Here is a 13001-nt window from a genome sequence, read left to right on the forward strand (position 1 = left end):
GCCCTTGCCCCACAGGACGCGCCCTGCGGCTGCTCTGGCAAAGCTGGTTGCGTCGCTTTTCGTCGGGCTTCTTGCCCTTCTGGGTGGTCTTGCGTGGTGGTCGGGCGAAGTCCCTCACTGGACTTTGCGCGGCGCACGCATGGTCGTGCCGGAAAGGTTGCCCGCGCTGCGCTCCCTTCCGTCTGGCGGCGCGCAGGCCGGACGCGTCCTGTTCGTGGGTGACAGCAATACCGCGGGCACGAGAGTCGGAGGGGCCGCGCATGCCTATCCGGCGCATTTTGCCGCAGCGCTCGATGGCACGGTGCGGGCTGTCGTGCGGGCCTTTGGCGGCGCGACCGTTGCCGATCATCTGGCGCGCGGTCTTCCCGAAGGCGCAGCGCAAGGCAGTTTCGCGGTGGCCTATGTCATGCTGGGCACGAACGATGCCGCAACGCGTGGCTGGCTTGCTCCACGTCGGCCGGTCGCGCTTGAGGCCTATCGTGCGGGATTGACGCGGTTGGCGCAGCAGCTCCGGCGTGGCGGGGCAAGGGTGGTGATCCTTGCCCCGCCGCCTGTCGGCACGCAGGCCATGGCTGCGCGGCTCCAGCCTTATCGCCGTGCCGCCGCCCAGGTGGCACAGGCCACCGGCAGCGCCTTTCTTGATCCCGCCTCCGCCTTTCCCGATCCTGACTTGCAGGGCCTGCTGCAACCGGATGCCCTGCATTTGGGGCCAGAGGCGCAGCGCCTTCTCGGCCTCTGGCTGGCATCCGTTTATACCACCAGCGCATCGGATGCTGGCAACTCCAGCACCGGAAAGCCAAGTCCGCCGTCTGCCTCGCACCCATCGTAAAGGCTGCCCTTGTAGTGCGCGGCAAGCTCTTCGGCAGTGCCATAGCTGAACGGGCCGCCTCGCAGATAGGCGATGCGTGCTCCGACGGGCCATGAGCCGCCTGAGAACGTCAATGCCAAGGTATCGGGGGCGATGATCGCTGCGGCGACGCTGCTTCGCGACCATGTGGCACCGCCATCGGTCGAAACCTCGAAGCCCGTCACCGCCCGTCCGTCATCTGTGCGCAAGCCGCCGCCGTTGGGCAGCACGGCCTTGATCGTCAGAACCGAACGGTCAGCGGACATGGTTGCCGTCGCCTTGCTGAGAAAGGCGTTGCCCGGCGAAGGGCTGAGCCCGCGCGCGCGCAAATAGGTTTCGCCAATGCGCCGTCCCAGCCGGACGCAGCCTTCGGGCAGAACCTGGCTTGGATGCGGCCCGCCAAGGTTGGTGTTCGGTCCTGAAGGGGTTCCGCTGGCCTGGTTGTCGATGGCGATGTCGGTCGTGGCTGGCCCCACCGCGCAGATCGCCGCATTGGCGCTGGCCCATTGCAGTTGCCCGGCCTGCGCGCCGCTGCGGTTTGTGCCGAAATCGTCGGCCGCCAGCGGTCCCGGCGTGGTCGTTGTGGCGCGCGTCGGCAGGCAGATGCCCAGCCGGTATCCCGGCGCGTTGATCGTGCCGTCAAACAGGCGGTTGTCGCCTGCAAGGCTGCCCGTGCCGTGCACCACGCCGTCCAGCAGCGCAGGATAGCTGCCCGCATCGGCGGTGTACCACTGCCATACCGGCACCCTGTCGCTCCCGGCCATCCGGGCCACTTCCACGTCCAGCGCCCATTGCCGGGTCGTCACGCTGTTCCGGATCCAGGCCAGCGCGCTCGTGCCCGGAACGCAGGTATCGATCACGCACAGCGCCTGTCCGCCGACGAACGGCTCGACCCGCGATGCAATGGCGGTCACGCCGTTGAAGGCGCCGGTCATTTCCGGCTCGATCACGAACAGTTGCGGCCGGGCCGCAGTGCTGAACCGCGCCACCGGGGCAGTGGCCGTATCCGCCGGATCGGACCGCGTGCCGATATAGCCGCAGAACGAGGCCAGCCCCGATGGCGCCTGCGTCACGCCGCCGGCATAGAGCATGATGTCGCACTGGCTCTGGCCGATCACGCTCACCTTGTGGCCGCAGCCGATGCGGCTGTTCATCCGGAACACCACCGCCGGATCGCTCTCGCTCCACAGCTCAATCGTTCCCCACCCGGAAAAGGGCGGCAGCGGCAGCATCACGTCCATCACCGGGCCGGTGCCATCGCAAACGAATGGCGGCACCAGAATGGCACCGTCCTGTCCCAGGACCTGTGCGAAAAGCGCGCCCGATAGCCCGCTGCTGGTTCCCACAAGCCTGACGGTGCCGGCAGGCTCGCCATCTCTGGGGCAGATCACATAGCCATCGGGCAGACGATCGAAGTGCAGGAACTTTGCCTGCCCATGGTTGCTGGTGCCGCCTGCCATGACTGTGCCGTGAACCGTGCCCGGTGCGGTCAGATCATCGGGCGTGATCGGGCTTAGCGTCTGCGCCGGATCGGCAGACAGCCGATAATCGCGCAGCAGGCGAAATCCCGTCGCGCCGGGCAGCGATGGTGCAATCGGTGCGCCTTCGGCAATGGCCTGCCATGCCGCATCGCTTCCTGCGCTGCCCAGCACAAAACCGTGAAATGCCACCGCGCCGTCAAAGGCCCCTGCCGGAGCGGTCAACGGCGTCAGGCCGCCGGGCGCGCTCGCCACGTCGCCCAGCAGCACATGCGTCCCGCTCAGCGTGTTGATCTGCGCATTGCCGCTTGTCTGGCCGGATCCGGCAATGCGTGCCGAACCGCGCGCGTAGCTGGCAATGCCGTATTGCCCGTTGCCGTCGCAGGTCACGACCACGAGCTGCCACTGGCCGCCCCTTGTCTGCACGTCGAGCGAAAGGTCGATGGTATCGCCCGTGCTGCCCCGCGCGCGCCAGCGCAGTTCATCGTGCCGGGCCGTATCGAAGTGGTCGTCTCCATAGTGCACCAGACTGAACGTCCCGCCCGCAGACCCCACGGCGTTGCCGATGATCCGCGCTTCGCGGTTCAGGTTGGTGCGCTCGTGCGCGATCTGGAGCATGATGAAGAACGCGCCCGGCGTATCATGCCGCAGCAGGGGCTGGCTGGTGATGCCGGCATTGGCAAAGGCAATGTGGCCCGCTCGCCCGGCATAGTGCCGGTTGAACGATGGGAACTGCACGCAGCGCGGCGCCGGCGCGGCGGGCATGGCAATGGCGATGGATTGCACCGCTTCGCTTCCGGCCGCATCGGCGCTGGCGCGTTGCCGGCCTGTGCGGTCCCACGCAATCACCGGCATTCGCCGCGTGGCATGCAAGGCTCCGCGCACGGTGAAATCGCCTGCCGCGCTGTTCAGGAACAGTTGCTCCCGCGTGCCGCCCGCAAAGCTTGCCTCCCCGATCGCGGTGCCGCTTGCACCTGCCTGCAAGTGGTTGTCGCGGATCAGGCCAGTGCCGTTCCGGCTTCCCGGCCAGCTCAGATCGCGCAGGCTGTTGCCCGCAACCAGACAGAAGTCGTCCGCCGTGTAGGACTGGTCCCCGCGCATCGACAGCGCCTGCGATGCCAGCGTGTTGTGCACTATCACCACATGGCTCTTGGCGTAGGCCATCTGGCTGCTGATCGTGGTGAAGCCGGTATAGGGGCCGGTCAGGGTCTTGTTGTGGAAGGCGTTGTTGAAGATCAGGAAATCGCGCGCACCCCCCGTTGCCGTCAGGAAGATGTCCTGCGCCACGATGCCTGTCGTCAGGTTGTTCGCGAGCACGCAGTTTTCGGTAATGCGCCCGGTATTCTGCTGATGCCAGTCGGAATGGACATCGAACAGCGTCACGATCTGGAGCGTGGCATCCTTCACGTTCTGCGGGCCAAAGCCGGTGCCCTTGGCGCCCGCCAGCGAACAGGCCGCCGCCCGGCGGGTGTTGTCCTGCACGGCCACCACAAACCCTGCGCCCAGTCCTTGCAGCCAGGCGGCCACATCCCCCGGCCAGTAGTTTCCGCTCGCCATCATCGCTTCGGATGTGCCGACGGTGAAGGTGGCGCTGTTTGCACCCCAGCGCGCGGTAAAGGTGCGCGTGGCGGCCTCGTTGGCCCCGGCCAGTTCGATCGTCGCGGTTGGCTCAGGCCCCGTATAGCGCACGGTAAAGGCGGGCACGTCCTGCGTCCAGAACGAGGAATCCCAGTCATCGGTGCGCGAATGCACCACGCAGGCCGCATCGCTTACCACGTCGTGATAGCCGTTCTTCAGAAGGCAGCCACGCACAAGGCTGGCCCCGCAGGCCGCATTGGGCAGGCCATCGAATGTGCATTCGGTCAGCCATGCCGGATCACGCACGAACTGGCCGATCCGCCGCGATGATCCGCGCCACAACTGGTCGCGCCCCGCCGAGTTGACGATGCGGATGCCGTCGAGCCAGTGCTGCCGCCCCGCCGGATTTTCGTGATAGAGGCTCGAAATCCATTGCGCATCAATGGTGATGTTCCGGCCGCTGAACCGCAGCCCGTCATAGCGCGGCCGCATGATCGCAGCGGCATCGCTGGTAAAGCCTGACCGTGCGATCGTCACTGGCTCATCCGCCCTGATCGTGCAGTATCCCTTGCCCTGATAAGGCCCGAAGGCGCCCTGCGCGATGTCGATGGTGCCGCCGCCATGGATCGTGACAAGCGGGTTGTTCGCACCCGCACCCGCGAGAAAGGCCAATGCCTGCGCCACATCGGGATAGCGGCTTCCTGTCACCACAGGGGTTCCTGGCTCCACCGTCAGGCGCCAGTCGTGTTCCTGCCGTGAAGGGTAGAACCGGAATGGCCCCATCACCCGGCGCTGCATCGCCGGATCAAGCGGCACTGCCTCGAAATAGACGTCGATCTCGCCATCGCGCCCGTCGTGAACCAGTCTGGCCCACCAGCCAAAGCATTCGCGGCGCTCGCCGTTCACGTCGCGGTAGCGATGCCAAGTCGGTGCGTCGATGATCTCCTGCCGACCCTCGCAATGCACGATCACCGAAGCCAGTCCCATGTTCTGGAGCAGCGATCCGCCATTGTTCGCACCGGCTACCACCCCGATGGCAAGCGTGCCGCGATAGAACTGGTCGGGTGGCACCAGCAGGCGCATCGCCGGCTTTGCCGTCAACCGCTGCGGGTCAGTCGGCACACTGCCAAAGCCGCTTGCGGCAAATCCGCTGCCGGCAATTCCCGTCCATCCCGCCGAAGGGCGCACCCTCGGCAAAGGGGGCGCCACCTCGCGCAGGGACGAACGTCTGCGCGCCAGGCGTCCGAAGCCATGACCGAACCCTCCCATCAGATCAGGCCGATCAGATCAAGCGCGGTGGTTCCGGTGGCCTTCACCGCGCGGGCGCGCACGTCCAGCATGGACCCAGATGCCAGATTGATGAATGTCACGGGCGCGTTTCCGCGCAGGGGCACCAGCGTCAGGTCGCCGCCCTGGCCGATGTAGATGGCCTTCGTTGCCTGGGGCAGCGCGGCATCGTCATCCGGCAGGATCTGGAAGCAGTCTTCGGCAGGAGAGGTCAGGCTGTTGCTTGAACCGGCGAAGATATCGTTGACCACGTTCGCGTCCCTCTTTGTGAACAAATCAGGAACAATGCGCTATCATGGCACATATTCTGTAGGAAAGCGGATTCTCTGCCACGGGATGGTGTCTGGCGGGCGGCACGTATCACTGCGGAATATTCAGGAAATTCAGTCTATTTGTGCCGTGCAGCACAGCCTGCGACGTTCATCCCATGCTTGATGCTGCGGTTGCGAATATAGGTAATCGCCACTATGGAAATATCTGTAAGTCTTTATGTGACGATTCAGCAGGCGAACCATCCCGCATCTGGACTCAGGCCGGAAGCATGATGTTCGCCCTTGATGAAGAAGGACAAGATGGAACGTTCCGCAATCACCGCGCAGCTCACGGAAATCATGATCGACGTGTTCGATCTCGACGAGCTGGAATACCGCGACGATCTGAGCGCCGCCGACATCGAGGAATGGGACAGCCTGTCGAACATCCGCTTCATGGTCGCGGTCGAAAAGGAATTCGGCTTCCGTCTGTCCAACTCGGAGATCGAAAGCCTCAAGAACGTGGGCGAAATGGTCGATCTGATCGAACGCAAGCTTGCCTGATCGACATGCCGGTCCGCTCCGGCATTTCCGGGATGCTCTGGATTGAGCCGCAACAACTGGGGCTGATGCGATAATGGCCGATCTGCTTGCCTTGCCATGGTTGCTTCCCGCACCGCCTGATTTCCGGGCGCGGGTGCGGGCGCTGCGGTCTGCGCATGGGGCAGGCGAAGCAGTGCGCACTGCCGATCTCGTGGCGCTTGCCGGTCATGGGCTTGATCTTTCCCAGCTTGGCTCCTTGGGCAAGATCGTCGATTCCCGGCGCCAGTCCCTGTGCGCAGAAGGCCGTCTGCGCCCGGTTCTCCTGGGCATTGCCGCCACCCATACGCTTGATCTCGTCGCCGAGGCCCTGCCTGCCACGGGCCTGCGCCACGGCGTTCTGGTCGATACCGTGCAGACCGATTACGGTCAGCTTGCGCAGGCCGTGCTTGATCCGTCCTCCGCGCTCGCCGCCGCCCGGCCTGATTTCGTGCTGCTGGCGCTCGATGCCGCAGCGCTGGGGCTGGCCCGCCCGCAGTTCGAGGCCGCAGCCGCAGAGGCGGCCGTGCAGTCTGCGCTCGATTACGTGGCCTCCCTGCGCGATGGCGTGCGCGCCAATATCGGCGCCGGGGTCATCCTGCATACGCTTGCCACGCCTGCCGAGGCTCTTTTCGGAAGCTATGATGCGCGCGTTCCCGGCTCGGTCCGCTGGTTGATCGCCCGCTTCAACCAGCGGCTCTGCGCCGAAGTCGTGCAGGATTCCGATCTCCTGCTGGATATGGCCGCCATGGCCGAAATGGTCGGTCTTGCGCGCTGGCACGATCCGCTGCGCTGGCACGATGCCAAGATGCCCTGCGCGCTAGATGCGGTTCCGCTCTATGCCGATCACGTCTGCCGCCTTCTGGCCGCCGCCAGAGGGTTGTCGCGCAAGTGTCTGGTGCTTGATCTCGACAACACCCTCTGGGGCGGGATCATCGGCGACGATGGCGTCGAAGGCATCAAGCTGGGACAAGGCTCGGCGCGCGGTGAGGCGCACCTTGCGGTTCAGTCCTTCGCGCTCGATCTGCGTCGCCGCGGGATCATTCTTGCGGTCTGTTCCAAGAACGAGGAAGCCGCGGCCCTGATCCCCTTCCGCGAGCATGACGAGATGGTCTTGAAGGAAGACCATATCTCCGTCTTCATCGCCAACTGGACCGACAAGGCCACCAACCTCAAGGCGATTGCCCAGGCGCTCAATATCGGCACCGACGCGCTCGTCTTCCTCGACGACAATCCGGCCGAGCGGGAACGCGTCCGGCAGGAACTGCCCGAAGTCGCGGTTCCCGAAGTGGGCGACGAGCCTTCCGACTATGTGCGCCTGCTCTCGCTTGCCGGGTATTTCGAAGCGGTCGCCTTCAACGATGAAGACCGCAAACGGGCCGACATGTATCAGGCCAACGCCCAGCGCGCCTCGGCCCTCCAGAAGGTCGGCAATCTTGACGAGTATCTGGCCTCGCTCGAAATGGAGTGCACGATTGCCCCGTTCGACGATCTTGGCCGTGCGCGGATTGCCCAGCTCGTCAACAAGTCCAACCAGTTCAATCTCACCACGCGCCGTTATACCGAAGCCGATATCGCCGCGATTCAGGCCGATCCGAAAAAGTTCACCATGCAGGTGCGCCTTGTCGACCGCTTTGGCGACAACGGCATGATTTCCGTCGTGATCTTCGATCGCGGCGATGAGGTGTGGCACTGCGACACCTGGCTGATGAGCTGCCGCGTCCTCGGCCGCCGGGTCGAGGAAGCCGTGCTTGCCCACGTCGCCGCAGCGGCAAAGGCCGCAGGCGCGAGCCGCCTGACGGGCGAATACATTCCGACGCCCAAGAACGTGCTCGTCGAAAAGCACTTCGAAAAGCTCGGCTTTGCCTGCACGGGGGAAAGATCGGGCGGCGGCACGCTATGGGAACTCGATCTCGCCGCCTACACCTCACCCGATCTGCCCATGCAGATCGAGGCGAAGACCGGGGCTGGGGCGCTTGCAGATTCGCCAACCCCTCAGGCTCTGGTCGATTGACCGGGTTTTCTCACCATATAGGCAGGATGCAGCGATGAACGACGCATTGTTGGGTATTATCGGTGATCGGCCTGCAACCCGGACAATCGCACTGGCCATTCTCGATGCATGGCCGGACCATGCCCGCTATCTCGAAAAGAGCCTGTCCGCGCGCACCGTGTCAGAACTTCAGACCACCGAGCTTCTTGCGCAGGCAGCCTTGACGCTCGAAGGCGCGCGCCTTCCCGAACTGGCGGCAAACTATCGGTGGACCTGCGACCGGCTGCGCGAGGAGGAACTGTTCTTCCATCGCGAAGGGCGTTACCGCCTGACAACCTTCGCCGAAGCCGATGCCGAGGTTTATTCCAATGATGCCTACATGGAGCGATACGTCGACGGTCTGCTCCTGAGTCAGGTCATGTGGTATAATCACGTGGCCAGTTGCACATACTATTTCACGCAGGCTCCCGGTCTTATCCCTTCTGATGCCAAGATGCTTGAGATCGGGCCGGGACATGGCCTGATGACCTATCTGGCCGTCCGCGATTTCGGACTGTCGGCGGCCACGGTCTGGGATCTGTCGCCAGTTTCGGTCGAACATACCCGTAGCGCCCTTGCCCGGTTAGGCATCGGCAGCGTCAACTGTGCGGTGCGCAATGCGCTCAGCGTTTCCGAAACCGATGACAAGTTCGATTTCGTCGTCCTGAGCGAAGTTCTCGAACACATCGAAGACCCGGCCGAAGTAATGCGCAAGCTGCGTGCCATCGTTGCTCCGCAGGGTCTGGTGTTCGTCAACGTTCCGATCAACAGCCCGTCGCCAGACCACCTCTATCTCATGCGCACGCCTGATGAGGCGCGCGACCTGCTGCGCAAGACCGGGTTCGAGATCATGTCCGAGGCGATGTTTGCAACCCAGGGCATGAAGCTGGAGCGTGCCTTGAAGAACGCCGTCACGGTTTCGGTGTGCATGTTCGCCCGGCCTGTCTGAGGCATAGAAGCAGTCATGCTCTTCAACTCTTTCGAGTTTCTGCTGGTTTTCCTGCCGATCGCCCTGATTGGCTACTACATCCTCATCAAGGCTGGGCTGAAACGCTTTCTCTTCGTCTGGCTGGTTGCCTGTTCGCTCGTCTTCTACGGCTTCTGGGCGCCGCGATATGCCTTGCTGTTGATCGCATCGATGGCGGTCAACTACACACTCGGCAGACTGATTGAACGGCACAATGAAAGCAGGACCGGCGGATATATCCTGTTTCTGGGCATCGCCCTCAATGTCGCCGTCTTGGGCTATTTCAAGTATGCCAATTTCTTCATAGACAATCTCAATGCCATCTTCGGCACGGGCTACGCCATCGGCAAGATCGTGCTGCCGCTGGCGATTTCGTTCTATACATTTCAGCAGATCGCCTATCTTGTCGACATCCGCCGTCGTGATGTCACTTCGGGCGGCATCTTTCGCTATGCCACCTTCGTAATCTTCTTCCCACAGCTGATCGCCGGTCCGATCGTTCACTACAAGGAGATGATGCCCCAGTTCTTCGGAAGGGGGCTGGGCCGGTTTGCCGGCGCGAATCTGCTGATCGGCATAACGATCTTTGCGATCGGCCTTTTCAAGAAGACGGTGATTGCGGACTCGGCAGCGCTTTATGCAACGCCAATTTTCGACAGTGCCCATGCCGGGGGCGTGATCAACCTTGCCGATGCGTGGATGGCCGCAATTACCTACACCATCCAGCTATACTTTGATTTCTCCGGCTATTCCGATATGGCTGTGGGGCTGGCGAGGATGTTCTGCATCAAGCTGCCACCCAACTTCCATTCGCCGTTGCGGGCCGCTTCGATCATCGATTACTGGCGGCGCTGGCACATCACGCTTCAGCAGTTCATCGTCTCCTACATGTATCAACCGGTGGTTCTGCCCTTGGCCCGGTTCGCCGCAGAGCGTCGGCTGGGCAAGGATGCCAGCTTCTATGTCACCGTCGCTGCCCCCACTTTCTTCATCTTTGTGGTGGTCGGCTTGTGGCATGGCGCGGGCTGGACTTTCGTCGCCTTCGGCGCAATGCACGGCTTCTATCTTTCGGTGAATGAGTATTGGCAGCAGCGCCAGCGCAAGGTTCGTCGGCAGAAGGGACCGCCGGGCCGCGCTGCCATGCTCGGCTACCGTCTGCTCACCTTGCTGGCCGTGATGTTCGCCAATGTCGTTTTCCGGGCTGAAGCCATCGGCGATGCGCTGGTAATTTGGCGCGGCATGTTCGATCTGCACTCCATTGCCAGTCTCGCCCGGATCGTCCCGGTCAGCACCGCTGACATTCTAGCCAAACCGCTGATCTTTGCAGCGCTCGGATTCTTCATCATCGCCTGTCTGCCCAATACCCAGCAGTTCATGCAGCGGTATCAGCCCGTTATCGGCTGGGAGCGCTGGCGCGCGATTGCCCCGCCTGTGCTTCCGCTGGTCTGGCGTCCGACTCTTGGCTGGGCTGCGGCCATGACCTTAGTCCTTTTCCTCGCCGTTGCCTTCATCTCGCGTGGGCAAAGCGAGTTCATCTACTTCAACTTCTGAGGTCGGGATGCTCGCTCGCCGTCTTTCGATCCGCGCCTATCTCGCCTTCGTGACAGCGGGCTTCATCGCGCTGTGTGCAACCGCCATCGCCTTGCCGCATGATCCGTATCTGCGCTGGCAATCGCTCAAGGGCACGATGTTCGAGAGCGCATCCTACTTTTACGAGCGCCTGCATTTCGATCCGAAGCCGGTCGATGTTGTCGTGATCGGCTCTTCACGTGCGCAGGTCGGGGTCAGCCCGCCTCTGCTTGAGGCCATGCTGGCAGAGCGCGGCCGCCCTCTCAATGTCCTCAACATGTCGCTTCCCGCTGCGGGCATGGACATCCGCCTCGTCGAGGCACGCGAAGCTCTGCGCGCGCATCCTGAAATCTGGCTGCTGATCATTCCAGTGGTCGAGGCGCTGCCCAGAGAGGGGCATCAGGCGTTTGCCAGCCTTGCCACGGTTGAGGACGTCCTGAGAAGCCCGGTGCTCGTCAACCGCAACCTTGCAAAGACCTGGTTCACCCTGCCGATGCGCCAGATGATGCTTTTCGCCAAGACAGCCGCGCCTGATGCCTTCGGCGTCGAACTTCAGTTCGATCCGTCCCGCTATCCGGGGTCTTCCATCGGATACAAGGCCATGCCCGGCTGGCAGCCGCAGGTTCCGGCGCATTCCATCGGCACTGTAGAGCACGCCCGCGATCTCGATGCCGAGTCCGCTTTCCGCGCCCGCGATGCAACGCCGCCGCTTCTGCCGCCTGCGCTGGCAGACGTGGAGTTCGGCGTGTCCCGCAAATCGGTTCGCGATCTGGCTTCGCTCGCGCGGGCACATGGTGCGCGCATCGTCTTCCTGTTCCAGCCCTACTACAAGGGCAAGGCAGCCCCTGCCGAAGAAGCCTGGCTCAGCCAATACGGACCGGTGTGGAAATACCTCGCCCATATGGATGATGCCCGGTTCTTCCGCGATGCAGGGCATCCCTCTGACCGCGCCCTTCCTGATTTCAATGCATGGCTGGCTGACCGGATCGCCGCCATCATGCCTCAGGATGCAAGTCGGCCCAGTCTGCCCGCCACCGCCACGCCGGAGTAATCATCGCATGTTCGCAAATTACAAACTGCATCATGTCGGTATAGTCCTGCCATCGCTCGACGATGCGGCTCGTCACATGGAACAGTTCGGGCTGATCGAGGATTATCGTGGCTACGTCGATCAGTGGCACTGCTGGTGCATCTTTGCGAAGCCCGGCATCGGCGAGACGGCGGTGGAACTTGTCGTGGCTGATGAAGGGCCGCTTCTGCGCTTCAATCGCGGTGTGGGCGGGGTGCACCATTTTGCCTATGAGATCGCCGATTGGGATGAAGTCGCACGTTGGTGCGCATCGTCCGATATGTCCCTGCTCGAACCGGCGCCGGTCAAGGGCGCAGGCAATTTCCTGTGCAATTTCATCAATCCAGTGGCTACACGCGGCATTCAGATAGAACTGGTCCAGCCCTTGTGACCGGATGCGGCAAAGGGCTTAGCGCCTTGCTCGCACCTGCAATATACCTTAGGTAAATCCCTGATCCCTCCAATCCGGACTTCCACGAGGCACACCAGATGAGCGTCCTTGAACTTCACGATCACGGGGGACTTTACGCCTTTGATGAGGCCCAGTGCGTCGCCGCGGGCGAAAAGCTGGCCGAACAGTATCAGTCGGCCCAGCCCTTTCCGCATATCGCCATCGATGATTTCGTGCCCAAGGGGGTGCTTCAGGCGCTTCTGGCCCAGTTTCCTTCAAGCGATGGCCACGCATTCTTCGACCGCGATCAGGAGCGCTTCAAGTATCAGTATCATCCGCAGGAATGCGGCCCGCTCGTGCGCAACCTTCTGGCAGAGCTGAACAGTCAGGCGTTCCTGTCGTTCCTTTCGGCGATGACCGGCATCAAAGGCCTGATTTCCGATCCCTACTATCTGGGCGGCGGCCTGCATGAAACCAAGCGCGGCGGGCATCTTGGCGTCCACGCCGATTTCAACGTGCACAACAAGATGAAGCTTCAGCGCCGGCTGAACCTGCTGATCTATCTCAACGATGACTGGGACGAGGCGTGGGGCGGCCATCTTGAGCTGTGGGACCGCGAGATGAAGGGCTGCACCGAAAAGGTTGCGCCGCTGATCGGCCGCGCCGTGGTGTTCAACACCGATCTCGACAGCTTCCACGGCCACCCCGATCCGCTGGCCTGCCCGCCGGAGCGCTCGCGCCGCTCGATCGCGACCTATTACTACACGGCCCCGCCCGAAGGAATCGCCAGCCTGCCCAAGCGGACAACGGTCTTCAGGGAGCGCCCCGGCTCTACCGACAAGCCCGACTGGAAGGTGCGCGCGCAGCACTTGTGGAAAGACTGGGCGCCGCCTGCCGTGCAGCGCATGCTGTCATCCGGCAAACGGGCCTGAATTCGTGGCAATCCCGTCGCA

General features: G+C 63.0%; 10 protein-coding genes. 8 read left to right on the forward strand and 2 right to left on the reverse strand.

Annotation, left to right across the window (positions count from 1 at the left end; genetic code table 11):
• Nucleotides 1-4: 4 nt before the first annotated feature.
• The gene (locus tag DKM43_RS09580; RefSeq protein WP_161554064.1) at nucleotides 5-829 is read left to right on the forward strand and encodes an SGNH/GDSL hydrolase family protein; all 825 of its coding nucleotides are present in this window, start codon (nucleotides 5-7) and stop codon (nucleotides 827-829) included.
• On the opposite strand, the gene DKM43_RS09585 is transcribed toward DKM43_RS09580, so the two are convergent.
• Together DKM43_RS09585 and DKM43_RS09590 are read right to left on the reverse strand one after the other, a co-directional pair.
• The gene (locus DKM43_RS09585; protein ID WP_145960496.1) at nucleotides 751-5172 is read right to left on the reverse strand and encodes a hypothetical protein; all 4422 of its coding nucleotides are present in this window, start codon (nucleotides 5170-5172) and stop codon (nucleotides 751-753) included. The two genes, DKM43_RS09580 and DKM43_RS09585, sit on opposite strands and share 79 nt — an antisense overlap.
• Nucleotides 5172-5441, reverse strand: a complete 270-nt coding sequence (locus tag DKM43_RS09590) for a spike base protein, RCAP_Rcc01079 family (RefSeq protein WP_201739826.1) — start codon at nucleotides 5439-5441, stop codon at nucleotides 5172-5174. Before DKM43_RS09590 ends, DKM43_RS09585 begins: the two co-directional genes overlap by 1 nt.
• Nucleotides 5442-5762: 321 nt before the next feature.
• On the opposite strand from DKM43_RS09590, the gene DKM43_RS09595 reads away from it, so the two are divergent.
• The 7 genes from DKM43_RS09595 to DKM43_RS09625 all read left to right on the forward strand — a co-directional run bounded on the left by DKM43_RS09595 (nucleotide 5763) and on the right by DKM43_RS09625 (nucleotide 12980).
• On the forward strand, nucleotides 5763-6005 hold the full coding sequence (locus DKM43_RS09595) for an acyl carrier protein (protein ID WP_109798464.1): 243 nt from the start codon (nucleotides 5763-5765) through the stop codon (nucleotides 6003-6005).
• A gap of 73 nt (nucleotides 6006-6078) precedes the next feature.
• The gene (locus DKM43_RS09600) at nucleotides 6079-8034 is read left to right on the forward strand and encodes an HAD-IIIC family phosphatase (protein WP_109798273.1); all 1956 of its coding nucleotides are present in this window, start codon (nucleotides 6079-6081) and stop codon (nucleotides 8032-8034) included.
• 34 nt (nucleotides 8035-8068) lie between these two features.
• Nucleotides 8069-9001, forward strand: a complete 933-nt coding sequence (locus tag DKM43_RS09605) for a class I SAM-dependent methyltransferase (protein WP_109798274.1) — start codon at nucleotides 8069-8071, stop codon at nucleotides 8999-9001.
• A gap of 15 nt (nucleotides 9002-9016) precedes the next feature.
• Complete coding sequence (locus tag DKM43_RS09610) at nucleotides 9017-10570, forward strand: MBOAT family O-acyltransferase (protein WP_109798275.1); 1554 nt, start codon at nucleotides 9017-9019, stop codon at nucleotides 10568-10570.
• Nucleotides 10571-10577: 7 nt separating this feature from the next.
• Nucleotides 10578-11639, forward strand: a complete 1062-nt coding sequence (locus tag DKM43_RS16480; protein WP_161554065.1) for a hypothetical protein — start codon at nucleotides 10578-10580, stop codon at nucleotides 11637-11639.
• A 7-nt stretch (nucleotides 11640-11646) separates the two neighbouring features.
• Nucleotides 11647-12048: a VOC family protein gene (locus DKM43_RS16485; RefSeq protein ID WP_161554066.1), complete on the forward strand. Its 402-nt coding sequence runs from the start codon at nucleotides 11647-11649 to the stop codon at nucleotides 12046-12048.
• A gap of 98 nt (nucleotides 12049-12146) precedes the next feature.
• Complete coding sequence (locus DKM43_RS09625; RefSeq protein ID WP_109798278.1) at nucleotides 12147-12980, forward strand: 2OG-Fe(II) oxygenase; 834 nt, start codon at nucleotides 12147-12149, stop codon at nucleotides 12978-12980.
• The last annotated feature ends 21 nt before the right edge of the window (nucleotides 12981-13001 follow it).

It is taken from the genome of Novosphingobium meiothermophilum (assembly GCF_003171715.1).
Classification (GTDB): Bacteria; Pseudomonadota; Alphaproteobacteria; order Sphingomonadales; family Sphingomonadaceae; genus Novosphingobium; species Novosphingobium meiothermophilum.

What these genes read in the sequence shown, in the direction of transcription:
- DKM43_RS09595 (WP_109798464.1), top strand. Translation starts at nt 5,763, where the DNA reads ATGGAACGTTCCGCAATCACCGCGCAGCTCACGGAAATCATGATCGAC.
- DKM43_RS16485 (WP_161554066.1), top strand. Translation starts at nt 11,647, where the DNA reads ATGTTCGCAAATTACAAACTGCATCATGTCGGTATAGTCCTGCCATCG.
- DKM43_RS09610 (WP_109798275.1), top strand. Translation starts at nt 9,017, where the DNA reads ATGCTCTTCAACTCTTTCGAGTTTCTGCTGGTTTTCCTGCCGATCGCC.
- DKM43_RS16480 (WP_161554065.1), top strand. Translation starts at nt 10,578, where the DNA reads ATGCTCGCTCGCCGTCTTTCGATCCGCGCCTATCTCGCCTTCGTGACA.
- DKM43_RS09600 (WP_109798273.1), top strand. Translation starts at nt 6,079, where the DNA reads ATGGCCGATCTGCTTGCCTTGCCATGGTTGCTTCCCGCACCGCCTGAT.
- DKM43_RS09625 (WP_109798278.1), top strand. Translation starts at nt 12,147, where the DNA reads ATGAGCGTCCTTGAACTTCACGATCACGGGGGACTTTACGCCTTTGAT.
- DKM43_RS09585 (WP_145960496.1), bottom strand. Translation starts at nt 5,172, where the DNA reads ATGGGAGGGTTCGGTCATGGCTTCGGACGCCTGGCGCGCAGACGTTCG.
- DKM43_RS09605 (WP_109798274.1), top strand. Translation starts at nt 8,069, where the DNA reads ATGAACGACGCATTGTTGGGTATTATCGGTGATCGGCCTGCAACCCGG.